This window comes from Kocuria sp. cx-455, assembly GCF_057707085.1.
Genome location: NZ_JBYIPM010000004.1, coordinates 32,820 through 53,582, shown reverse-complemented (window position 1 = coordinate 53,582; position 20,763 = coordinate 32,820). Strand labels below are relative to the sequence as shown.

Genomic DNA, 20,763 nt, shown 5'->3' with positions numbered 1-20,763 from the left:
CAGGGTGTCGGAATACACGTCCGGATCGCGCGAGGAGTACGGCCGCTCGCTGCCGCACGACAACGTGGCGGAGCAGTCGGTGCTGGGCGGCATGCTGCTCTCCAAGGACGCCATTGCGGACGTGGTGGAAGTGCTGCGCGGCGTGGATTTTTACAAGCCGGCGCACGAATCCATTTACGACGCCGTGATCTCCCTGTACGGGCGCGGCGAACCCGCCGATGCGATCACCGTGGGCGACGAGCTCACCAAGCGCGGTGAGATCGAACGCATCGGTGGTGTGGCGTACCTGCACTCGCTGATCGCGTCCGTGCCGACCGCGGCGAACGCGGGATTCTATGCGGAGATCGTGCGTGAGCGTGCGGTGTTGCGGCGGTTGGTGGAGGCTGGTACCAAGATCGCGCAGCTGGGGTACTCGCAGGACGGCGAGGTCGATGACATCGTCAACGAGGCCCAGGGTGAGATCTATCAGGTGGCGGAGCGGCGCACGTCCGAGGACTACGTGGTGCTCAGCGAGGTCATGGAGGCCGCGGTCGATGAGATCGAGGCCGCCGGTAACCGCGAGGGCATGCAGGGTGTGCCCACCGGGTTCATTGAACTGGACGAGCTGACCCACGGTTTCCAGGGTGGCCAGATGATCGTGATCGCGGCGCGCCCGGCCATGGGTAAGTCCACGTTCGCGCTGGACATCGCACGCTCCGCGTCCATCAAGCACAACATGACGTCCGTGATCTTCTCGCTCGAAATGAGCCGCAACGAGATCGCCATGCGTCTGCTGGCCGCCGAGGGCACCCTGCAGATGCAGGACCTGCGCGCCGGCACACTGCAGGACGAGCAGTGGGCCAAGATCGCGCAGATCATGGGCAAGATGGACTCGGCGCCGCTGTTCATCGATGATTCGCCGAACATGTCGCTCATGGAGATCCGCGCAAAGTGCCGGCGCCTGAAGCAGAAGCACGATCTGAAGCTCGTGGTGCTCGACTACCTGCAGCTCATGAGTTCCGGCAAGAAGGTCGAGTCCCGTCAGCAAGAGGTCTCCGAGTTCTCCCGCGCGCTCAAGCTGCTGGCCAAGGAGCTCGAAGTCCCGGTCATCGCGCTGTCCCAGCTCAACCGTGGTTCCGAGCAGCGCACGGATAAGAAGCCGCAGGTGAGTGATCTGCGTGAATCGGGTTGCCTGACCGGCGACACTCGGATTTTGCGCGCGGACACGGGCGCGGAGACGACCATGCGTGAGCTGTACGAGTCGGGCGAGAAGGATGTGCCCGTGTGGGCGCTCGCGGACGATCTGCGCTACGTGCAGCGTCCGATGACGCATGTGTTCTCCACCGGTGTGAAGCCTGTCTTCCGGTTAGGCCTTGCCTCCGGGCGCGAAGTGCGGGCGACGGCGAACCACAAGTTCTTCACGTACGCGGGCTGGCGGGCTCTGGGCGACCTGGGTGTGGGGGATCGTGTGGGGATCCCGCGGCACGTGGGGGCGCCCGCTTCTTCTGTGTCCATGAGTGACGCTGAGGTGTCCGCACTGGGCGCTCAGTTGGCCGGGCTCTCGTCCGTGCCAGCGTCCGTATTCGCGCTTCCCAAGGAGCAGGTGCGGTTGCTACTCGGCTCAGTATGGTCCCGTTTCGGATCGGTTTCGGATGCGGGTTCCGGTGAGTGCGGTGAGATGTCTTTGGCAACGACGTCGCGCGAGGCTGCCGACGCCGTGGCCCGCCTGTTGTTGCGGTTTGGAATCGTGGGGACCGTTTCTTCTGCTGACGGTGTCTCTGCTGGTTCTGTCGTGTCGATTGACGAGTTTGAGGATCAGCTGATGTTCCTGGAGCAGATCCCTGTGAACGGTGGATCCGCGGTGGCTGCGGCGCAGCTGCGCGCTGCTTTGCGAGCTAAGAAGGCCGAGAAAGCTGCTCCTGGCTCCGGCGGGATGTACAACGCGTGGGACGAGGTCCGGAGTCTTCTGGAAAACCGCGTAGCGGTGTCCGGCGATTCCTCCGTATCCGCTGTGGCTGGTGGCGGCACAGCAACGATGACCCGACCGCCCCAATCGCGGCTGGAGGAAGTCGTCTCCGCCCTCGATACCCACGACCTGGACATGATGGCGATGAACGATCTGTATTGGGATCGCATTGTGTCCATCGAGGATGACGGCGTGGAGGAAGTCTTCGATGCCACCGTGGTTGGCGCCCACAATTTCGTGGCCAACGGCGTGACCGTCCACAACTCGATTGAACAGGACGCGGATATGGTCATCCTGCTGCACCGCGAGGACGTGTACGACAAGGAGTCACCGCGTGCCGGTGAGGCAGACGTGATCGTGGCGAAGCATCGTAACGGCCCCACCAAGACCATCGTGGTGGCGTTCCAGGGTCACTACTCCCGGTTCGCGAACATGGCGTTGGAGGGGTTCTGACGTCGCTGATCCAGCGGGTGCTTCGCGGAGAGACTCTCGCGCACCGCCGTATGACCAACTGGATTCACCGGGACGACCTGGTCACCGTGCTGCGGGCCGTGCCGGAGGTGCAGCACCCGCGGCACGCCGTGCTCGCCGTGCCGCGGTCACCGCGGCGCCAGGACGGAATCTCCTGCGCCCTGCCCGGCCGCCAGGCGGCGGTACTCGCCGGGCGTTTTCCCTACGAGCCGCTTGAAGGCGTCGCTGAACGTGCTCGCGGTGGACCAGCCGCATTCCGCGCCGGTGCGCAGCACCGGACGGCCTTCGGCGAGCAGGACCATGGCCCGGTGCAACCGGTACTGGCTGCGCCACTGCCGGTAGCCCATGCCCAGTTCCTCTCTGCACAGCCGGCTCAGTGTCCGCTCCCCCACACCGATCCGGCGCCCGATCTGCTCCAGGGTGACCGGGCGGGAGAGATCTTCGGCGAGCAGCGCCGCGACCTGCCGTAGCCGCGGGTCCCGGGGCAAGGGAAGATGTAAGGGTTGCTCGGGGCTCGGGCCGAGCTCGTCGAGCAGTACCTGCCGCAACCGCGCGCGCCGCTCCGGTCCGCGGCTCGTGTCCTCGCCCGCGGCGCCGCCGGTCAACGCCAGGACCGCCTCGCGGGCCAGCGGGGTCATGAGCAGCACCGCCGGGTGCTCGGGCAACTGCTCGGCCGGGTTCGGGTCCAGATACACCAGGCGCATGTCCACTGCGCCGTGCGCCCGGTGCTGATGCACGGCGCCGGCCGGGACCCACGCGATGCGGTTGGCCGGGGCGATCCAGGACCCCTGAACCGTGGTCAGGGAGAGCACACCGGTGACGGGGTAGACCAGGTGACCGCGGTGGTGGGAATGCAGCGGGGTCAGGTGACGGTGGTTGAAGCGGTGGACCTGCTTGTCCGTCCCCTCGGGAGAGTACGGGTCCTCAAAAGAGCCGATCTGGCGGTTTTCCGACACAACATGGCATATTACCGGTCGCGGGACACGACGATCCAGGATGTACTGGCCCAGTTCCTGCGCGCGACCGGACCGGCCGCCGCACCCCACCACCCGAGGAGTTCCGTGTTCGTGTCCACCGGTTCCGTTCCAGCCGTGACGCCCGAGGGGCCCGGGGCCGCGTCCTCGCTGCCCGTGGACCCGGCGGCCACGACGCCCGCGCCCGAGACCCCCGCGCCCGTCGTCCCGTCGCGCGGACGGGGCCCCCGCACACCCGCGGACCGGCCCCTGCTGCTCGCGGCCGGGCTGCTGCTGATCGCGTTCAACCTGCGTGTGGGGGTGGCCGCCGTGGGGCCGGTGATCGCCGAGATCAGGGCGGACATGGGCTTCTCCGGCACGGTGACCAGCCTGCTGACCGCGATCCCGGTGTTCGCCTTCGGGGTCTTCGCGTTCCTCACGCCCGGGCTGCAGAAGCGCTGGGGCATGCACCGGCTGCTGGGCATGACCATGTTCGTGATGGCCGCGGGGATCGCCCTGCGGCTGGAGGTCCACGCCGTCGCGCTGTTCGGGGGCACCGTGCTGGTGGGGATGACCATCGCCATCGGCAACGTGGTGATGCCCACGATCATCAAGCAGGACTTCGCTCACCGCGCGGGGCTGATGATGGGCCTGTACTCCACGGCGCTGTTCGTCGGCGCCGCCGCGGCGTCCGGTGTCACCGCCCCGGTGGCCGCGGCCACCGGATCGTGGCGGCTGGCGTTGGCCACGGGGGCGCTGCCCGCCCTGGCCGCCTTCCTGCTCTGGCTGCCGCAGCTGCGCTGGTCCAGCGGCCGGCAGCCGGTGCGCGAGGCCGTGGCCGAGGTCCTCGAACGCCGGGAGCCGACCTTTCGCCGGCTCATGAAGGATAGGCTCGCGTGGGGTGTGACCCTGTTCATGGGATTCCAGTCCATGAGCTACTACACCGCCATCACGTGGATCCCCACGATCCTGCGGGACAGCGGGATGGACGAGCACACCGCTGGGTGGTTGCTGTCCTTCTCCCAGTTCCCCGCGATCGCGACGGCGCTGCTGGCCCCGATGCTCGCCCAGCGCCTCCGGCGGGCCGGCCTGGCCGTGGTGCTGACCGTGCTGGTGACCGCCGGAGGATTCCTGGGCCTGCTGCTGGCGCCGGTGCAGGGCGCCTACGTGTGGATGACGCTGATCGGGCTGGGGCAGGGGGCCTCGATCAGCCTGGGGCTGAGCTTCATCGTGTGGCGCTCCCCGGATGTTCACCACACCGGGCACCTCTCCACCATGGCCCAGGGCTGGGGATACGTCATCGCGGGCCTGGGGCCCCTGGGGATCGGCGCCCTGCACAGCCTCACGGACGGCTGGGAAGTGCCGATCCTGGTCTTCGGGATCGTGCTGGTGCTCCAGCTGGTGACGGGTCTGGTCGCCGGGCGGGACGGGCACGTGCTGGCCGGGCGGGTGTGAGGGCGGCTCGCTCCACGCCCCGATGTACGGCGAGAGCTACCATGCGGTGTTCGATGATCCGCAACAGCAGGGGGTGAGCGGAGCGTACCTGTCCAATCGGCAGGAGGTGTGCGCCGGCGGCGTCGTGCGGGCCGTGGTGCATGAGGACGGCGCGTGGTTCGTGCACATCGACCGGGACGCCGCACGGACGGGGCAGCTGTGCCGGAACCCCGTTTTCCGCTGGGAATTCGGCCGTGTACCGGTGTCTGTCTGCCATGCCAACGACGCCACCGCGGTGCTGTCGAGACGTCACGAAACCCTGACGGCCAACACTCTCCTTGGCACGAAGAGACCGGGAGGATGAGGTGCATGCGCAGGTACCTGGAGACGGCCGGAGTGGACGCCGAGATGGTTCCGGACCGGTTCGTCGAGTGCGGCCGGGTGCCGCGCCTGGACGGGGCCGAGTAGCCGCACGTGAACCTCGCGCACCCGGAGGAGATCTTCCACGAGTACCTGCGGCGGATCGGCGACGTCGTGGACGTCGTGGCTCCGCCCGGGCGTCCCGATCACCGCGGTGCACCTGGGGACGGGGGCTATGACCCTGGCCCGCTGTATCGCGGTGACCCGCCCCGGTTCCGGGCAGGTCACCGTCGAGCGGGAGGAAGAGTTGCCCAGTCTTGTCCTCGAGGCGCTACCGCTGCCGACGGGGCGCGAATGCGGATCGTCGTCGACGACGCCCGCGCGGCACTGCCCCGTGTCGCCGCTCCGAGCACCGTGGTCGCGATGGTGCTCGACGTCTTCACCGGCCGCGGCTCGCCCCGCCCACCTCGCGAAGGTGGCCTTCTACGAGGAGGCCGCCCCGCTGCTGGCGCCGGGCGGGGTGATGGTGGTCAACGTGGGCGACGACCCGGGGCTCGCGTCCCTCGCGGACCAGGCCCGGGCGATGCGGGCGGTCTCCGCGGACGTGTGGTGTCTCGCGGGCCGGGGATGTGCACGGGCCGGAACGCGGGCAACCTGGTGCTGGTGGGCGGGCGCGACCCCCTGCCGCGGGAGTGGGCGGCGTACTTCGCGGCCGCCGGCCCGCACCCGGCCGGCGTGCTGGCTGCGCAGGGCCTGACGGAGTTGGTCGCGCGGTCCAGTTCGCGGCCCGAGTTCCCGGCCGAACCCGGAACGCTTGACGCCGCCGAACGGCATCTCGGCACCCTCGTCGGCCGTCCAGGAGGACAGCGGCCCGTAGGCGCCCTCCGCTTCCTCGACGAGTTCCCCGGTGGCGGGGTTGACCACCGCGCAGGTGGTCCGGGAAGTGGTCTGGGACGTCGTCGTCTCAGGCACGAAGAAGCCTCTCGTGTGGGCTGTGACGCAACCGTAGCAGGGGTGCTCGGAGGAGTATCAGCCGGACGTGACCCTGGCGATCTCCGCCACGAACTCGTCCACCTCCTGCCGGGTGGTGTCGAAACTGCACATCCACCGCACCTGCCGGTGAGCGGCATCCCAGTCGTAGAACCGGAACCGCTCGCGCAGCCGCTCGGCCGCACCGGCGGGCAGGGTGACAAACAGGCTGTTGGCCCGCGTCGGCTGATTGAACTCGACGCCGCGGATCGAACCGTCCGCCATGCCAGCCGCCACTGCCTCGCGCAGCCGGGCCGCCATGGCGTTGGCGGCCCGGGCGTTGCGGATCCCGAGATCGTCGGTGAGTAGCGCGGTCAGCTGCGCGGAGAGGAAGCGCATTTTCGAGGCCAGCTGCATGAGGTACTTGCGGGCATAGTCGAGGCCCGGTGCGGCGTCGGGGTTCAGCACGATCACGGCCTCGGCGAGCATGGCCCCGTTCTTGGTGCCGCCGTAGCTGAGCACGTCCACGCCGACATCGGTGGTCGCCTCCCGCAGGGTGACGCCGAGGGCTGCCGCGGCGTTGCAGATCCGCGCGCCGTCCATATGCAGCAGCATCCCGCGGTCGTGGATGTGATCGGCGAGCGCGCGGACCTCGTCGAGGGAGTAGACCGTGCCGAGCTCGGTGACCTGCGTGATGGACACGACCGCCGGCTGAGTGCGGTGCACGTTCCCCCAGCCCCACGCCTCCCGGTCGATCAGCTCGGGGGTGAGCTTGCCATCCGCGGTGGGGACGGGCAGCAGTTTGATGCCGCCGGTGCGCTCGGGCGCCCCGCCCTCGTCGGTGTTGATGTGCGCGGAGGCCGCGGTGATCACCGCGCCCCAGCGCGGCAGCATGGTCTGCAGCGCCGTCACATTGGCGCCGGTGCCGTTGAGCACGGGGTGGACGACGGCGTGCTCGCCGAAGACCTCCCGCGTCCGCTGCCGCAGTTTTTCCGTGTAGGGGTCGTGCCCGTAGGCGGGGTGGTGGCCCTCGTTGGCCGCGGTGATGGCGGCGAGGACGTCGGGGTGGATCCCGGCGGCGTTGTCGGAGGCGAAGTTGGGCAGCAAAGGTCCGTGGCTGTGCGCGGTCATGGCGTCACGGTACCGCCGGGCCCGGCCGGGGCGACAGGGTTCCGCCGCTGTCTTAGGCTTGCCGCCATGTCATCATCCGAAAAGCCCGTGGGCTCCGACCACCCCGCCCGGCAGTCTCCGGGAACGCACCCTCCGGGGCTGCGCCGCGAGGTCACCTTCCTCCAGCTGGTGGCCTACGGGCTCGTGTTCATCGGCCCGGCCGCCGCGGTGGGGGTGTTCGGGGCGCTGGACGCGAAGTCCGGCGGCGTCGTGCCCCTGGTGTACCTGGTGGCCACCCTGGCGATGGCGCTCACCGCCTCCAGCTACGCGCTGATGTCCCGTGCGGTGCCGCGCGCCGGCAGCGTGTTCGCCTACGCGCAGGTGGCCATCGGCCCGCGCACCGGGCACATGGCCGGGTGGATGGTGCTGCTGGACTACCTGTTGATTCCCTCGGTGGCGTACCTGTTCTCCGGGATCGCCCTGAACTCGCTGTTCCCCGCCGTGCCGGTGTGGGCGTTCGTGATCGTGGCGGTGGTGGTCACCACGGGCCTGAACATCGCCGGGGTGCGGGTCACCGCCAGGATCTCCATGGTGGTGGTGATCGTGGAGACCCTCGTACTGCTGGCCGTCCTGGCGGCCGGGGCCCGCGTACTGGCCCTGCACGGCCCGGTGCGCGGCTGGCTCGAACCCTTTACGGGCGGCGCGGCCGGGCTCTCGTGGCACCTGCTGCTCGGGGCGGTGGCCGTGGCGGTGCTGTCCTACCTGGGCTTCGACGCCCTGGCCACCTTCGCGGAGGAAACCCGCGGCGGCAGCGCTGTGATCGGGCGGGCCACGCTCGTGTGCCTGGTGGTGGTGGGGATCCTGTTCATGGCCCAGACCTACGTGGGTGCTCTGCTCAGCCCGCTGTCCACCGCCGAACTGCAGGCGGACCCGTCCCTGCAGGGCAGTGCCTACTACGCCATGGTGCAGTCCGAGATCTCCGGGGTGCTGTACTGGCTGCTGGCTCTGGCCAAGGCCGTGGGCGCGGTGTTCTCCGCGCTCGTGGGGCAGGCGGCGGCATCCCGCATCATGCTGGACATGGGTCGGTCCGGTGCCCTGCCCGCGTTCTTCTCCCGCGTCTCGGCGCGTACCGGGGCACCGCTGACGGGGGTGCTCGTGGCCGCGCTCGGTAACGTGCTCGTCGCCGGCTGGGCGGCCACGCGGGGGGACGGGCTGGATCTGGTGGTCTCGCTGGTGGACGTGGGCGCGCTGACCGGTTTCGTGCTGGTCCATGCCTCGGTGATCGCCTACTTCGCGATCCGACGCCGCGGCGGCCGGGTATCCGTGGCCCGGCATGTGGTGGTGCCGGTGCTCGGGGCGTTCGTGCTGCTGGCGGTCTTGGCGAACTCCACCCGGGTCGCCCTGCTGGTGGGTGTCGCGTGGGCGGTGCTGGGCGCGGTGGTGCTGGTGGCACGACGGCGGCGGGCCGCCCGGGATGACGCCGCGGCCTGAGCGCCGCCGTGTCCGGCCCGCCCGGGGTGGGCAGGGTGGCGGGTCAGAACATGCCGATGACCCGGCCCACGATCGCCAGGACGATGGTGAACAGCAGCCCGCACAACGCCCACGGCCCGGCCCGCGGCCACGAGGACCACCCCGAACGTCAGCGCGTAGCCGGAGAGGATCTACTGCAGTTGGGACTGACTGGCACCCAGGCCGGTCTGGATGGAGGGCAGCCCCACGTTGAGGATGCTCACTCCCACCAGCGACATGAAGATCGCCACGAGCAGCACCGTCAGGATCTTCCACCGCTGGGGATCGGGTGCGCCATCGCCCCGCCGCTGTCCCGCGCCGCCCTTTTCGGGAGCCCGGGTGGCGTGGGGTGCGGTGGAGGAATCGGAGACCGAGTGGCGGGCCCTGCGGTTATCACGGTCTTTCTGCCGAGGGAGGCGGGTGCGTGCAGCACCAAAAGTAACGCGCGCCGGTGGGTCTCACCGGCGCGCCGACGGCGGCGCCCACCCGGCCGCTCCCGAACGATCGACGGGCGGGCGCCGGGGTCGGTCAGCCCTGCTGGGTGACCTTCCCGGTCTTGGCGTCCACCTGCACCTCGTAGTCGCCGTCCTGCGGGTTGTCCGACTTGTCGATGTCGAACTCGTACTGCGGGCCGGACTCCTTGCCCTCCAGCTTCCACTTGTTGATCGGCCCGTCCTGTGCGCCCTTGGCGGCGTCCATCGCCTCGTCCAGGGACACCACGCTGTCCATATCGATGCGCTTCTGCTGCCGCTCGGTCCCGACCTTGTCGCCGTCGAAGTCGTCGGTCTTCTCGTTGGCGACGTCTCCAGAGTTTGCGTCCACTTGCATCGCGTACTTCTGCTGGTCGGAGAGCAGCTCGATCTTGTACTCGTAACCGCCGGTGTCGCTCTGCTCCAGCTCGATCTTGCTGACGTCGCCGTCGAACTTGTCCTGAGCCTTCTGCAGTGCGTCCTGCCAGCTCACGGGGAACTCGTGATTCGACAGATCGATGGGCCCGCTGGCGTCCGCGCTGCCGGAGGCCGAGGGGTTCTCCGTTCCCGGCATCGTCGCCGAATAGGTCTCAGCGGCCGCCGCGGGGGTCTGCATGCCCGGAGACTGGTCCGGGGCCTCCGTGGCGTTGACCTCGGGGCTCTCACCGGCTCCTTGGTCTCCACCGCCCGGATCGGTACTGGAGCAACCCCCCAGCGCGAGCGCGACCAGGAGGAAGACGGTTGCTGTGGCATTCTTACGCATGGGAACCCCTGATTTCTGCTTGCTGTCGTATTGCGAAAATGCAGGTACTGGAAATACTCAGGCTAGGGATGATCGATGGGGGGGGAACAAGACCCGGTGGCTGTCCACCCGGCGGCGCGGGGTGATCAGCCGCCACCGGCCCCGGAATCGGCGTGCGCGGCAATGCCGTAGGCGGCGATGAAGCGCCGGAGCATCCCCAGGAACCGCTGCCTCTCCTCCGGTTCCAGGGCCTGCAGACCGCGGGTGCAGCAGTCGAGAGCGAAGTCCGTGGCGTCGTCCAGGGCCTGTTTGCCCTCCGGGGTGGGGCTGAAGACCATCCCGGCCGAACCCTCGCCCTTCCGGCGCGCCACCAGCCCCGCCGCGAGTGCAGCATTGGCCTGCCGGTTCACGGTGGACTGCTCCAGTCGCAGGTCCTGGGCGATCTCGCGCAGGGTGCGGGCCCTGCCGTCGGAGAGCAGCCACAGCAGCCGGCTGTCCGCAGTGCCCAGCGTGCTGCGGTGGTCCACGGCCCGGCGGTGCACGTCCAGGCGCAGGAGCTGGTTGAGCAGCCACGCGTCCTGGCGCTGCGCGGCGTCGGGCACGTGGCGCAGGGGGTCCGAGGGAGTGGCCGAAGTCTCCATGGCTACGACTTTACGCCGATCTGTTGGGTATGTAGCATACATAAGTCGTCGATAGAAGTTTACCCGCCCCATGAAGTCATCCACCCCTTCCACCGCACCGTTCCCCGGCCGGTCCGCCGCCATCTTCTCGGTGCTGTGCTTCGGTGGACTCAGCGCTGCCCTGATGCAGAGCCTGGTCATTCCGATCCAGGGCTCCCTGCCGCACCTGCTGGCCACGAGCCCCAGCACGGCTTCGTGGGTGCTCACCGCGACCCTGCTCTCGGCGGGGGTGGCCATGGCCGTGGGCGGGCGGTTGGCCGACATCCACGGCAAGAAGCCCGTGTTGGTAGGGACGGCCGCCATGCTGCTGCTGGGTTCCGTGCTGTGGGCGCTCGCCCCCTCCGTGACGCTCATGCTCACGGGGCGTGTCCTGCAGGGTTTCGCCATGGGGTACATTCCGGTGGCCATCAGCGCGGTCCGGCAGGTGGTGCCGGTGCACCTGAGCAACACCGCGGTGGCCGGCGTCAGCGCGACCCTCGGGGTGGGCGGCGCGCTCGGTCTGCCGCTGGCGGCCTGGATCGCGCAGGTCTCGGACTGGCACAACCTCTTCTGGGTCTCCGCCGCACTGGGCGCCGTGGTCATGGTCCTGAGTCTCACGGTGGTCCCTGACCTGCAGGACGCCCACCCCGGGAAGCTGGACGTGGTGGGCACTGTGGGGCTGGCCGTGGGCCTGCTCGGCGTGCTCGTGGGCTTCTCCAAGGGCAACGAGTGGGGCTGGGGCTCGCCCCTGACCCTGGTCATGCTCGTGGGCGGGGCTGTCGTCCTGCTGCTGTGGGGATGGTACGAACTCGGCCGGGACGAGCCACTCGTGGATCTCAGGACCACAGCCCGCGCCCCGGTGCTGTTCACCGACATCGCCGCGGTACTCATCGGCTTCGGCATGATGGCCCAGTCCGTGGTGGTCCCGCAGCTGCTGGAACTGCCCACGGCCACCGGCCACGGCCTGGGTCAAAGCATCCTGCAGGCCGGGCTGTGGATGGCCCCGGGTGGTCTGGTGATGATGCTGTTCACCCCGATCTCCTCCCGGTTGCTCAACGCCCTCGGTGGCCGCATCACCCTGGCAATGGGGGGCCGGCGTACTGGCCGGCGGCTACGTGATCGCGGTGTTCATGATCAACGCGCCGTGGCAGCTCATGGTCGCGTCCTGCGTGGCCAGCGCGGGCGTGGGTATCGGTTACGCCGCGATGCCCACCCTGATCCTGCGCAACGTCCACGAGGAGGAGGCCTCCGCGGGGGTGGGACTCAACAGCCTCATGCGCTCGGTGGGCACCACCGTTGCCGGGGCCGTCATGGCCCTGGTGCTCACCAGCAACACGCAGGAACTGGGGGCGGGTGCGGATCCGGTGCCCACCGGGGCCGCGTTCCAGCTGTGCTTCTTCATCGGCGCGCTGGCGGCGCTCGCGGGCATGGGTATCGTCCTGCTGATCCCGCGGGAAGGACGCGTCGGTGAGGCCACCGCGTCCGTGGAGGTCGCCACGCCCGCCGCGGTCGCGGACCTGGAGGCCTGCCGGGAATCCGATACCGCCCAGGGTCCCGTCCCCGTCCGCCCGTCCGGGGCCCCCGTCGAGGATTCCTCCGCGGTGCGGAGGCCCGCGTCCCGGACCACGGGTCCCCGCCATCGCGCTCCCTCCCGGCGGCAGCTGCGGCAGCGGTCCTGACGAACCCCGCGTCGTCCGACCGGCTAATCGGGAGCCGTCCGGGACCGAGCTGCGAACTCGGGAGGCGATGAGGATCCCAGGCGACCGGAACCGTGCCACACGCCGGGGCGTCGGAGAAATGGACATTACGGCCGACGGGGCGAGAATGGACGCATGACGACGGATCCACTGCCCAAGACCGCCACAGGCGCCGCACGCGTTCAGGACCGGCGGGCCCGGGAGCGGGAAGTGTTCCACCACCCGCGCGGCCTGTTCACCTTGTTCAACCTGGAGCTGTGGGAACGGTTCTCCTACCTCGGGTTCCAGGCGATCCTCGCGCTGTACTTCGCGGACTCGATCGCCGACGGCGGGCTGGGCTACGACTCCGCCACGGCGTCTTCGGTGGTCGCCGCCTACGGGGCTCTCGTCTACCTGGTGGCGATCGCCGGTGCGTGGATCGCGGACCGCGTGACCGGCACCCAACGGGCCGTGCTGTGGGGGGCGATCATCATCGCCGCCGGCCACATCAGCATGGGCATCCCTGCGGAGACCACCACGTGGATCGGGCTCGCGCTGATCATCGCCGGGACCGGCCTGCTGAAACCCAACGTGGCCACCAAGGTGGGAGAACTCTACGAGATCGGGGATCAACGCCGGGACGCCGGGTTCTCCATCTACTACGCCGGCATCAACATCGGTGCCTTCCTGGGACCGTTGGTCGCCGGTTTCCTGGGACAGACGTACTCGTGGCACTACGGGTTCGCGGCGGCGGCCGTGGGCATGATCCTGGGTATCGCGCAGTACGTGGTGGGCAGCAAGAACCTTGCCGGGCGTGAGCGCGCCGTGCTGATCCGGGAGGCCTTCCGCCCGGACGCCAAGTTCTGGGGCACTGTCGGCGTGGTGGCCGCCGCCGTGGCCGTCGGGGTGGTGTTCGCCGTGGTATCGGCGGAGGCGCTCGCGAACCTGGTGAACGTGGTCACGGGGATCACCATGGTGGTGCCCGTGGTGTACCTGCTCTGGATGCACCGTTCCCCCAAGGTCACGGACGTGGAACGGCGTAACCTCTTCCCCTTCGTGCTCCTGCTGATCGCCCTGGTGGCCTACAACCTCACGTACTTCCAGACCGGCAACACCTTGAACTTCGTGGCGCTGGAGCGTACCGACAACACGTTCCTCGGTCTCGCGTACCCCTCCACCTGGTACATCTCTCTCACGGCGATCGTGGAGATCGTCATGGGACCCGTCCTGGCATGGTTGTGGGTACGGCTGGGCCGGCGGCAACCGCACGTGGCGGCCAAGGTGGGGCTCGGCGCCGTGCTCGGCGGCGTGGCGTTCCTCGTGGTCGCACTGGGGGCCATGGTGTCACCAGGGACCGCACTGCTCTCGAGCGCCTGGCTCGTGGCGTGCTACGTGTTCCTGGGCCTGGGCGACCTCGTCCTGCAGACCTCGGGGATGTCCGCCACCACCAAACTTGCACCCCGCGCGTTCGCTTCCCAGACGATGGCCATGTGGTTCGCGGCCATGGCCCTGTCCCAGGGGTTGCAGGCGCAGCTGGTGAAACTCTTCAGCTACGAGAACATGGCGGTGTACTACGGCATCCAGGGCTTGGTGGTGGCCGGGTACGGAGTGCTGCTGATCGCCCTGACCCCGTGGTTGAGGCGCAGGATGCACTCTGTGGCCTGACCGGCGCCCGTCATCCCTGCCCGGGCCCCGGCGGGCACCCGCGTTACGGTGGGAATGACAGTTCGCCGCGAATGCCGTGACATCGTGCGGCACGGCGTCCCATTTCGACCCCCTGAGGAGAGCGACCGTGGAGATCATCAAGGACTTCCCGTTCGAGACGAGGATCGTGGAACAGTGGATCCCCCTGTCCGACGGCACCCGGCTGTGGGCCAAGATCTGGCGGCCCGTCACCGACCAACCGGTTCCCGCCGTCCTGGAGTACCTGCCCTACCGGCACGGGGACTGGACCGCACCGCGGGACCACGAGCGCCACCCCTACTACGCGGGTCACGGCTACGCCTCCGTGCGCGTGGACATCCGCGGTCACGGAGGCTCCGAGGGCGTGCCCGGGGACGAGTACGACGAGGCGGAGCAGGCCGACGGCGTGGAGGTCGTCGAGTGGCTCGCCGCCCAGGACTGGTGCACCGGGTCCGTGGGGATGTTCGGGATCAGCTGGGGCGGGTTCAACTCCCTGCAGCTGTCCTCCCGGCAGCCGGAGGCGCTGAAGGCGATCGTGACCACTTGCTCCGCCGATGACCGCTACGACAACGACGTGCACTACATGGGTGGCTCTCTGCTCGGGGTGGACATGCACGCGTGGGCCGCCACCATGCTGGCTTTCGAGTCCCGCCCGCCGGACCCCAGGGTGTGGGGCGAGAAGTGGCGCGAGCAGTGGGAGCACCGGCTGAACGGCATGGAGCCCTACCTGGACGAGTGGCTGCGCCACCAGACCCGGGACGAGTTCTGGAAATTCGGTTCGGTGTGCGAGGACTACTCCCGCATCAACACCGCGGTCCTGGCGGTGGGCGGCTGGTTCGACCCGTACCGGGACACCGTGCTGCGGCTCGTGCAGCACCTCTCGGCCCTGGGCAAGAACGTTCGCGGGATCATCGGGCCCTGGGCCCACCAGTATCCGGACCGGGACCTGCGCCCCGGCCCCCACATCGACTTCCTGGGTGAGACCCTGCGCTGGTTCGACCGCTGGCTCAAGGACGAGCCCAACGATGTGATGGACACCCCCCTGCTGCGCACCTGGATCACCGACAGCATCCGTCCCTCCTCCGTGTACGACGAGGTGCCCGGCCGGTGGGTCGCGGAAGCGCGGTGGCCCTCCCCACAGGTCACCGAACACCCGGTGGTGCTCGACGAGTCTCACCTGGGTCCCACGGCGGGGCTGGCCGACGGCTCGGTGTACGTGAAGTCCCCGCAGCACACCGGTCAGGACGCCGGCCGTTACTTCCCGTTCGGCAACGACGCCGACCTACCGGTGGACCAGCGCGCGGAGGACGCCCGCGGGGTGTTCTTCGACCACCCGCTCACCGAGGACCTCGAGATCCTGGGCAACGCCCGCGCCCGGCTGCGGGTCACCACCGAGGCGACCCGCGGGCAGGTCTACGTCCGGTTGCTGGACGTCGCGCCGGACGGCTCCTCCACCCTGGTCACCCGGGGTAACCTCAATCTCTCCGCTCGGGAGGGCCGGGAGTCCACGGTCCCGTTCCCGGCGGGGGAGTGGGTGGACGTGGACGTGGCGATGACGGGGATCGGGTACCGGTTCCCCGCCGGGCACACGCTGCGCGTGGCCGTGACCACGGCGTACTGGCCGTGGATCTGGCCCCAGCCCGAGGACGAGGGGCTGCGCATCGACCTGGACGCCAGTGCGCTGGTGCTGCCCCGGCGCGCCGTCGACACCGCCGGTGCGGAGGCGGACGCGGCGGTGCGCTTCGACCCGCCGGTGCAGCCGGAGGGCTTGGACGTGCACTACCCCGAGGCCGGCCGCGCCGGGGTGAGCAGGCCGGAACGGCTGATCAGCAGGGACGTCGCAGCCAGGGAGACCGTCATCCAAGTGGACCCGGCCTACGGCGGAACGAGAGTTTACCCGGACGGGTTGCACTACGACGAGGACGCCGTGGAGCGCTACTGGATCTCCGGCGATCCCCTTTCGGCCCGCACGGAGGCGGTGTGGAACGTGCGGTTGGCCCGCCCGGACAGCGGGTGGGAGGCCTCCCTGGAGGCGATCACCCGGATCCGGTGCGACGCGCAGAACTTCTACACCGAGTCGACGGTCACGTGCCGGGACGGGCAGGAGGAGTTCTTCACGAGGACCTGGGAGAACACGATCCCGCGCACCGCCTCCTGATGCGGGCCCTGCGCACGACCCCGATCCAGGAGCACCGATTCCCGGTCCTCACCGGGTTACCGAGGCCTGACAGGACCTCTCGCAGGGCTGCCGGCCCCTGACAACCCGCCGGATCGGCCGCGATCCTCGCCCACCTTGCGGGCTGCCTGTTGCTCATCCTGGTGATTGCTGGCCCTCGCCCGGGCTGGAGAACCTCACCGGCCACAGCGGGCTCATGCCCACCGCGGCCCCGCCCCCGGGGCGGGGCGCCGCGTGCGCTCCTAGCATGAGAGGGTTGTGACCGCCCCGCGGGTGGTGTTGTAGTGAGAAATGTGAGTATTCCGGCCGCCGGGAACGGCGGGCGTGCCACGGCTGGTCGGCCCGAGGAGAATGGGCGGGCGCCGACCACGCGCTCCGGCCCCGGCGGCGACCATCGAACAAAGAGAGAACACGATGGCCGAGACCGTGACCGTGCCGGAGCCCGCCGGAGAGACCAAGACCCGCGAAGAGAACGCGGAGAGGGGCTTCGAGGCACCCAAATCCCTGCGTGAGAACCTGCAAAAGGTCGTGGTGGACATGATCGCCTTGCACCTGGTGGGCAAGCAGGCCCACTGGAACATCGTGGGACCGAACTTCCGCGACCTGCACCTGAACCTGGATGAGATCGTCACGATCGCCCGCGAGGGAGCGGACACGTTCGCCGAGCGGCTGCGCGCGCTGCACGCGACCCCGGACGGACGCCCGAGTGTCGTGGCCGCGCAGACCTCCTTGCCGGAGCTCCCGCAGGGAGAGATGCTGACCACTGACGCGATCGACTACATCGTCTCCTCGATCGAGGCCTGCACCGGGACCATGCGTGAGGTCCACGACGCGGTCGACGAGGACGACCCGACCAGCGCGGACCTGCTCCACGAGTACCTCGAGAAGCTCGAGCAGCAGTCGTGGTTCATCAGCGCCGAGACCCGACGGCCCTCCGACAAGAACAAGTAGTCCCCGGCTTCCGCCACCCGGCGAGCCGGGTGAACGCCCCCACCGCACGATGGGGGCGTTCTGTCGTCCGGGAGCAGAGGAGAAGGGATGCTCCGATTGTCCGCACCGGCCTGGTGCTGGCGCCCCCGGGCCGGGCCCACACCGCTGTCCACCGGGTCATCGGCAGCGCCGTATTCGACGCCCTCATCGGCGCGGTGACGATGCCCCGGGTACCAGGGTGGGGGGCGGGATCTCCCACGGCCCTGGTGCGCCGCCCACATTCCCGTAGGCTTGGCCGGATGGCGACGACACCGGCGGGCAGGATCTGGTTCGGCATCGCCGCGCTGGCCGGCACCCTGCACGCACTCGCAAGCCTCTACTGGGGCCTCGGGGGCACCTGGCTGTTGGACACCGTGGGGCGGGACCTGGTGTCCACGTTACGGGACAGCCTCTGGGTCCTGCTGCTCGTCGGGGTGGTCAAGCTCCTGGCGGCGTGGTTGCCCTGGTCCGCCCAGGACTGGCCGGGGCCTTCGCAACGCGCGGTGCGCGGTGTCTCGTGGGCCGGGTCCGTCGTGCTGGTGGCATGGGGCGGGATCAACACCGTGACCGCCAACCTCGTCCTGGCGGGGCTGATCATGCCTGACAGCGACTATGACCGAACGGGCATGATCGGACACGCGTGGCTGTGGGATCCGCTGTTTCTGCTCTGGGGAGCAGCGCTGATCACAGCGCTGCTGCGCTCGCGGACCTTGCCTCACCGTTTGCACCGCAGGCCGCGTCCCACGCCCCCAGGTGAGAACACACAAAGTGACATGAAGCGCCGAAGACCGCACAGCCGGTAACCCACATCACGCCTGATCACGCGGTGCTCACCGGAGCCTCTGCACAGCCCGCAGTGCATGGTACGCGGCGGGTCGAACGGGTAGGTCCCAGGCCCCCAGATGTTCCAGGACATGACCGCCGAACGATGCTTTGAACTTGGTGAACCCCGCCCACGGGTGTTCGGGATCGTCATTGGGCGCGATTCCGAACAGATCGGCCGCCTCGAGTCTGCGTTCCCGACCGTCCAGAACGGCCGCGACCGTGAGCGATTGTTGTGCTCGCAACTTGCGGTACGCGGGATCGGATGCACCGTGGAGGAACATTCGAACACCGCCGTCATCGATCACCAGGTTCGCGCTGAGCACGTGGTCATCCTGACGGGCGAGAAAGAGGGTGCCGGCGCCGGTGGGGAGTGCGGTCTCGGCCAGGGTCTTGAGATGTGTGGAGTCACGGGACCTGAAGTCCTGACGCTGCGCGGTCGAGGCCAGCAGACTGATCAAATGGTGGATGTCACCCGGGTCGTGACTGGCCTCAATTGTCAGGCCACGTTTTGCCGTACTGCGGTGGAGGGTGCGGTTGGTGCCGGTCATGGCTCCCAGCAGTTCCGGCTCGTCCACCGTCAGGTCCAGACACCGGGTGCGGAGTGGCTGCAGCGCGCGAGCCGCTCGTCGGAAGCCTCGGCGTTGCAGGGCCGTTCGGCGCCGGAAGATCTCCTTGTCGGTCGCTTGCCGTAACCAGCCCGACGGGCTGGGCGGTTCCACGCGCAAGAACCACGATCCGGTTTCTCGAGCCTGGGTGAACAGCCAGTGCAGTGCGGCGTCGAAGGATGCGTCGTCTCGAGCCACCGGACCGTAGGGACAGTACAGGTAGCGGCCGACGCGCCGCTCCTCCACGATGGCCTGTGCCATCCATCCTTCTCCCTTGCCGGGCAGTACACGGCGACCTTCGGCCTCCTGGACCCGGCGCCACGTGGTCCCTTGAAGCGGAGCGAGAATCACAGTGCGGGGCTTTCCGCTAGTAGGGGCCAGGTCGCGGCGATCGGTGACGCGTTCTGGCGGGAGGTGTCCCGGAGGTCCTCAGATTTTCTTATTATCCGCATTTGCACAGACTACAGTCGCCCGGTGTCAGTCGACAGGGGCACCCGGGTCTGATCAGGTGTGTTGTTCCGTTTCTAACGTCATTGGCGGCATCCGTGAAGTGACGTTAGGGTGACCGTCATGCTCTCCACTGAACAGGCCGCTTATAAGTTGGCCTTTCTGATCGCGGATGCTCTGATCCGGAGCGGTTCGGGATCGGCCAGTACCACTAAGTCCCTCCTGTCGATCTTCCAAAAGACCGAGATGCCCAACGTCACCGTGAGCGTCAGTTTGGGTCAGGTCACCATCAGTCACCAGGAAGAGCCCGACGACGCTCCCAGCACCCGCATCCTCGAATCCGAACCGGGCACGCTGGACATTGGCCTGCGCACCGAGACCGGTGAGGTACTCGAAGCCTTCGTGATGAATGAGCTCTCCATTGAAGAGGCCATCAGAGAGATGGAAGAAGTCACGGCGAAATCGCGTGTCATCGGGCATCGCCTGACGGCCACGGGTTTCGCGATGTTCGGTCTCGGATTTTCCCTCATTCTGGGTGGCGGGCTGATCACGACCATCAGCGCAGCCTTTATTGCCGCTGCGGTGTACGCGGTCTACGCGCTGGTCGTGCGCACTCAGGCGCCCTTGATTTTCAGTCTCGCGGCGGGTGGCTTCACCGCGGTCATGGGCGCATGCGTTTCTGGTCTGTTCTTTTCGACGTCGCAGCCCGCGGTCTGCATCGTGGCCTCCCTGGCTGCGTGGTTGGCAGGTATCGCCGCTTACGGCGCGGTGCACGATGTCATCACCGGATGGTATCTCTCTGCCTCCGGCCGCATCTTGGACGTGATCACCAGTACCGCCGGCCTGGTCGCCGGTGTGACTCTGGGTATCCATTTGATGCAGCCGATCTTCGGTGAGGACATGAACTTCATCGAGCACCTCGAGATGGATGACACCCGCTGGGGGCTGTCAGTGCTCGGTGCCGTCTTGGTATCGGCCGGCTTCGCGCTCGCCTCCGGAGGGCGCGGTTGGAAGCTCGGTGCCCTTGGTCTGTTCGGCGGGTCGGTAACGCTTCTCATGCTGTCCCTGACCACCGCCGGGATCAGTTCCTTCGGGGCGATCCTGGTCGCATCAGTTGCAGCCGGGGCTGTGTGCGTGGTCCTCACGCGCGCGCTGAACATGGCGTCCAACGCCTCATTGATGGTCGTACTCTTGCCGCTGTTCCCCGGAATGCTGGTGTACCAGGGTGTGCTGGGCACGATTTTCGGTATGGATGGCGCCAACAAATCGCTGTTGGACGCCGCCATCACCGCGTTCTGCCTGTCCATGGGGGGCATCCTGGGTCAATACCTCGCCTCCGAGGCTCTGTGGGCCAGCCGCCGCAAGCAGTTCACCCACAAGTACCCGGGTCGTGTGTTCCGCAAGGAGATGGCCGACGAGGAGAATTTCCGCGACATCATGGTCCCGATCTTCTCCAAGCCGTTCACGCAGTGACGGGTTGAGTCGGGATTCTGCAGCGCGGAAGTCCTATGTGAGGAAGATGCCGTTTCGCCGGGGAATCCGTGCACTTGCCTCCCCTGAGACCGCGGTGCTGCTTTTTCCTCACCTCAGGCTGAGGGCTGAGCCGGTGGGGCCCGCGTGCTCGTCCTAGGCCACCGACGGCGTCCGGGAGAACCCGAGAACAGCCAGGGCCCGCGGCATGAAAGCGGGCAATCCCGGTATTTTTTATGAACTCGCATATTCTTGGGGGTAGCTCCTGACCCGCACCCTCGCGGAGCGTA

At 68.5% G+C, this 20,763-nt stretch carries 16 protein-coding genes and 1 pseudogene; 11 read left to right on the top strand and 6 right to left on the bottom strand.

What is annotated here, in order from left to right; all coding sequences use genetic code 11:
- Positions 1–4: 4 nt before the first annotated feature.
- Positions 5–2,398, top strand: a complete 2,394-nt coding sequence (dnaB, locus tag AC3ENJ_RS07240; RefSeq protein WP_190806438.1) for a replicative DNA helicase — start codon at positions 5–7, stop codon at positions 2,396–2,398.
- Between the two features lie 146 nt (positions 2,399–2,544).
- Here dnaB and AC3ENJ_RS07235 read toward each other — a convergent pair whose 3' ends face one another.
- Positions 2,545–3,372: an AraC family transcriptional regulator gene (locus tag AC3ENJ_RS07235; RefSeq protein WP_308495757.1), complete on the bottom strand. Its 828-nt coding sequence runs from the start codon at positions 3,370–3,372 to the stop codon at positions 2,545–2,547.
- A 3-nt stretch (positions 3,373–3,375) separates the two neighbouring features.
- Here AC3ENJ_RS07235 and AC3ENJ_RS07230 point away from each other — a divergent pair, with 3 nt between their 5' ends.
- On the top strand, positions 3,376–4,824 hold the full coding sequence (locus AC3ENJ_RS07230; protein WP_223841074.1) for a CynX/NimT family MFS transporter: 1,449 nt from the start codon (positions 3,376–3,378) through the stop codon (positions 4,822–4,824).
- Positions 4,825–4,870: 46 nt separating this feature from the next.
- Positions 4,871–5,167 carry a hypothetical protein gene (locus tag AC3ENJ_RS07225; RefSeq protein ID WP_190806437.1) on the top strand — a complete coding sequence of 99 codons (297 nt, stop codon included), beginning with the start codon at positions 4,871–4,873 and terminating at the stop codon, positions 5,165–5,167.
- Positions 5,168–5,646: 479 nt separating this feature from the next.
- Here AC3ENJ_RS07225 and AC3ENJ_RS07220 read toward each other — a convergent pair whose 3' ends face one another.
- Both AC3ENJ_RS07220 and AC3ENJ_RS07215 read right to left on the bottom strand, forming a co-directional pair.
- Positions 5,647–6,135: a hypothetical protein gene (locus AC3ENJ_RS07220; RefSeq protein ID WP_431813562.1), complete on the bottom strand. Its 489-nt coding sequence runs from the start codon at positions 6,133–6,135 to the stop codon at positions 5,647–5,649.
- 57 nt (positions 6,136–6,192) lie between these two features.
- Positions 6,193–7,263 carry a threonine aldolase family protein gene (locus AC3ENJ_RS07215; protein ID WP_431813561.1) on the bottom strand — a complete coding sequence of 357 codons (1,071 nt, stop codon included), beginning with the start codon at positions 7,261–7,263 and terminating at the stop codon, positions 6,193–6,195.
- 66 nt (positions 7,264–7,329) lie between these two features.
- On the opposite strand from AC3ENJ_RS07215, the gene AC3ENJ_RS07210 reads away from it, so the two are divergent.
- Entirely contained in the window at positions 7,330–8,733 is a 1,404-nt protein-coding gene (locus AC3ENJ_RS07210) for an APC family permease (RefSeq protein WP_431813560.1), read from the top strand.
- 546 nt (positions 8,734–9,279) lie between these two features.
- Here AC3ENJ_RS07210 and AC3ENJ_RS07205 read toward each other — a convergent pair.
- A complete protein-coding gene (locus AC3ENJ_RS07205; protein ID WP_431813559.1) occupies positions 9,280–9,984 on the bottom strand; it encodes a PepSY domain-containing protein in 705 nt (234 codons plus the stop codon).
- A gap of 125 nt (positions 9,985–10,109) precedes the next feature.
- Positions 10,110–10,604: a MarR family winged helix-turn-helix transcriptional regulator gene (locus AC3ENJ_RS07200; protein ID WP_431813558.1), complete on the bottom strand. Its 495-nt coding sequence runs from the start codon at positions 10,602–10,604 to the stop codon at positions 10,110–10,112.
- 70 nt (positions 10,605–10,674) lie between these two features.
- On the opposite strand from AC3ENJ_RS07200, the pseudogene AC3ENJ_RS07195 reads away from it, so the two are divergent.
- From AC3ENJ_RS07195 to AC3ENJ_RS07170, 6 genes and pseudogenes are all read left to right on the top strand, one after another.
- Positions 10,675–11,700, top strand: a pseudogene (locus AC3ENJ_RS07195) (MFS transporter); the annotation flags it as partial.
- 52 nt (positions 11,701–11,752) lie between these two features.
- Positions 11,753–12,301, top strand: coding sequence for an MFS transporter (locus AC3ENJ_RS07190; RefSeq protein WP_431813557.1), 549 nt, complete (start codon positions 11,753–11,755; stop codon positions 12,299–12,301).
- A 153-nt stretch (positions 12,302–12,454) separates the two neighbouring features.
- Positions 12,455–13,963, top strand: a complete 1,509-nt coding sequence (locus AC3ENJ_RS07185; protein WP_431813556.1) for a peptide MFS transporter — start codon at positions 12,455–12,457, stop codon at positions 13,961–13,963.
- A gap of 127 nt (positions 13,964–14,090) precedes the next feature.
- A complete protein-coding gene (locus tag AC3ENJ_RS07180) occupies positions 14,091–16,139 on the top strand; it encodes a CocE/NonD family hydrolase (protein ID WP_190806433.1) in 2,049 nt (682 codons plus the stop codon).
- 432 nt (positions 16,140–16,571) lie between these two features.
- A complete protein-coding gene (locus tag AC3ENJ_RS07175; RefSeq protein WP_431813555.1) occupies positions 16,572–17,108 on the top strand; it encodes a Dps family protein in 537 nt (178 codons plus the stop codon).
- A gap of 278 nt (positions 17,109–17,386) precedes the next feature.
- Complete coding sequence (locus tag AC3ENJ_RS07170; protein ID WP_431813554.1) at positions 17,387–17,929, top strand: DUF3995 domain-containing protein; 543 nt, start codon at positions 17,387–17,389, stop codon at positions 17,927–17,929.
- 27 nt (positions 17,930–17,956) lie between these two features.
- On the opposite strand, the gene AC3ENJ_RS07165 is transcribed toward AC3ENJ_RS07170, so the two are convergent.
- Positions 17,957–18,817: a lipid II:glycine glycyltransferase FemX gene (locus AC3ENJ_RS07165; RefSeq protein WP_190781091.1), complete on the bottom strand. Its 861-nt coding sequence runs from the start codon at positions 18,815–18,817 to the stop codon at positions 17,957–17,959.
- 309 nt (positions 18,818–19,126) lie between these two features.
- Between AC3ENJ_RS07165 and AC3ENJ_RS07160 the strand changes: the two genes are divergently transcribed.
- On the top strand, positions 19,127–20,476 hold the full coding sequence (locus tag AC3ENJ_RS07160) for a threonine/serine exporter family protein (protein WP_431813553.1): 1,350 nt from the start codon (positions 19,127–19,129) through the stop codon (positions 20,474–20,476).
- Positions 20,477–20,763 lie beyond the last annotated feature (287 nt).

What these genes read in the sequence shown, in the direction of transcription:
- AC3ENJ_RS07230 (WP_223841074.1), top strand. Translation starts at nt 3,376, where the DNA reads ATGGCATATTACCGGTCGCGGGACACGACGATCCAGGATGTACTGGCC.
- AC3ENJ_RS07215 (WP_431813561.1), bottom strand. Translation starts at nt 7,263, where the DNA reads ATGACCGCGCACAGCCACGGACCTTTGCTGCCCAACTTCGCCTCCGAC.
- AC3ENJ_RS07210 (WP_431813560.1), top strand. Translation starts at nt 7,330, where the DNA reads ATGTCATCATCCGAAAAGCCCGTGGGCTCCGACCACCCCGCCCGGCAG.
- AC3ENJ_RS07205 (WP_431813559.1), bottom strand. Translation starts at nt 9,984, where the DNA reads ATGCGTAAGAATGCCACAGCAACCGTCTTCCTCCTGGTCGCGCTCGCG.
- AC3ENJ_RS07200 (WP_431813558.1), bottom strand. Translation starts at nt 10,604, where the DNA reads ATGGAGACTTCGGCCACTCCCTCGGACCCCCTGCGCCACGTGCCCGAC.
- AC3ENJ_RS07190 (WP_431813557.1), top strand. Translation starts at nt 11,753, where the DNA reads ATGATCAACGCGCCGTGGCAGCTCATGGTCGCGTCCTGCGTGGCCAGC.
- AC3ENJ_RS07185 (WP_431813556.1), top strand. Translation starts at nt 12,455, where the DNA reads ATGACGACGGATCCACTGCCCAAGACCGCCACAGGCGCCGCACGCGTT.
- AC3ENJ_RS07175 (WP_431813555.1), top strand. Translation starts at nt 16,572, where the DNA reads ATGGCCGAGACCGTGACCGTGCCGGAGCCCGCCGGAGAGACCAAGACC.
- AC3ENJ_RS07170 (WP_431813554.1), top strand. Translation starts at nt 17,387, where the DNA reads ATGGCGACGACACCGGCGGGCAGGATCTGGTTCGGCATCGCCGCGCTG.
- AC3ENJ_RS07165 (WP_190781091.1), bottom strand. Translation starts at nt 18,817, where the DNA reads ATGGCACAGGCCATCGTGGAGGAGCGGCGCGTCGGCCGCTACCTGTAC.
- AC3ENJ_RS07160 (WP_431813553.1), top strand. Translation starts at nt 19,127, where the DNA reads ATGCTCTCCACTGAACAGGCCGCTTATAAGTTGGCCTTTCTGATCGCG.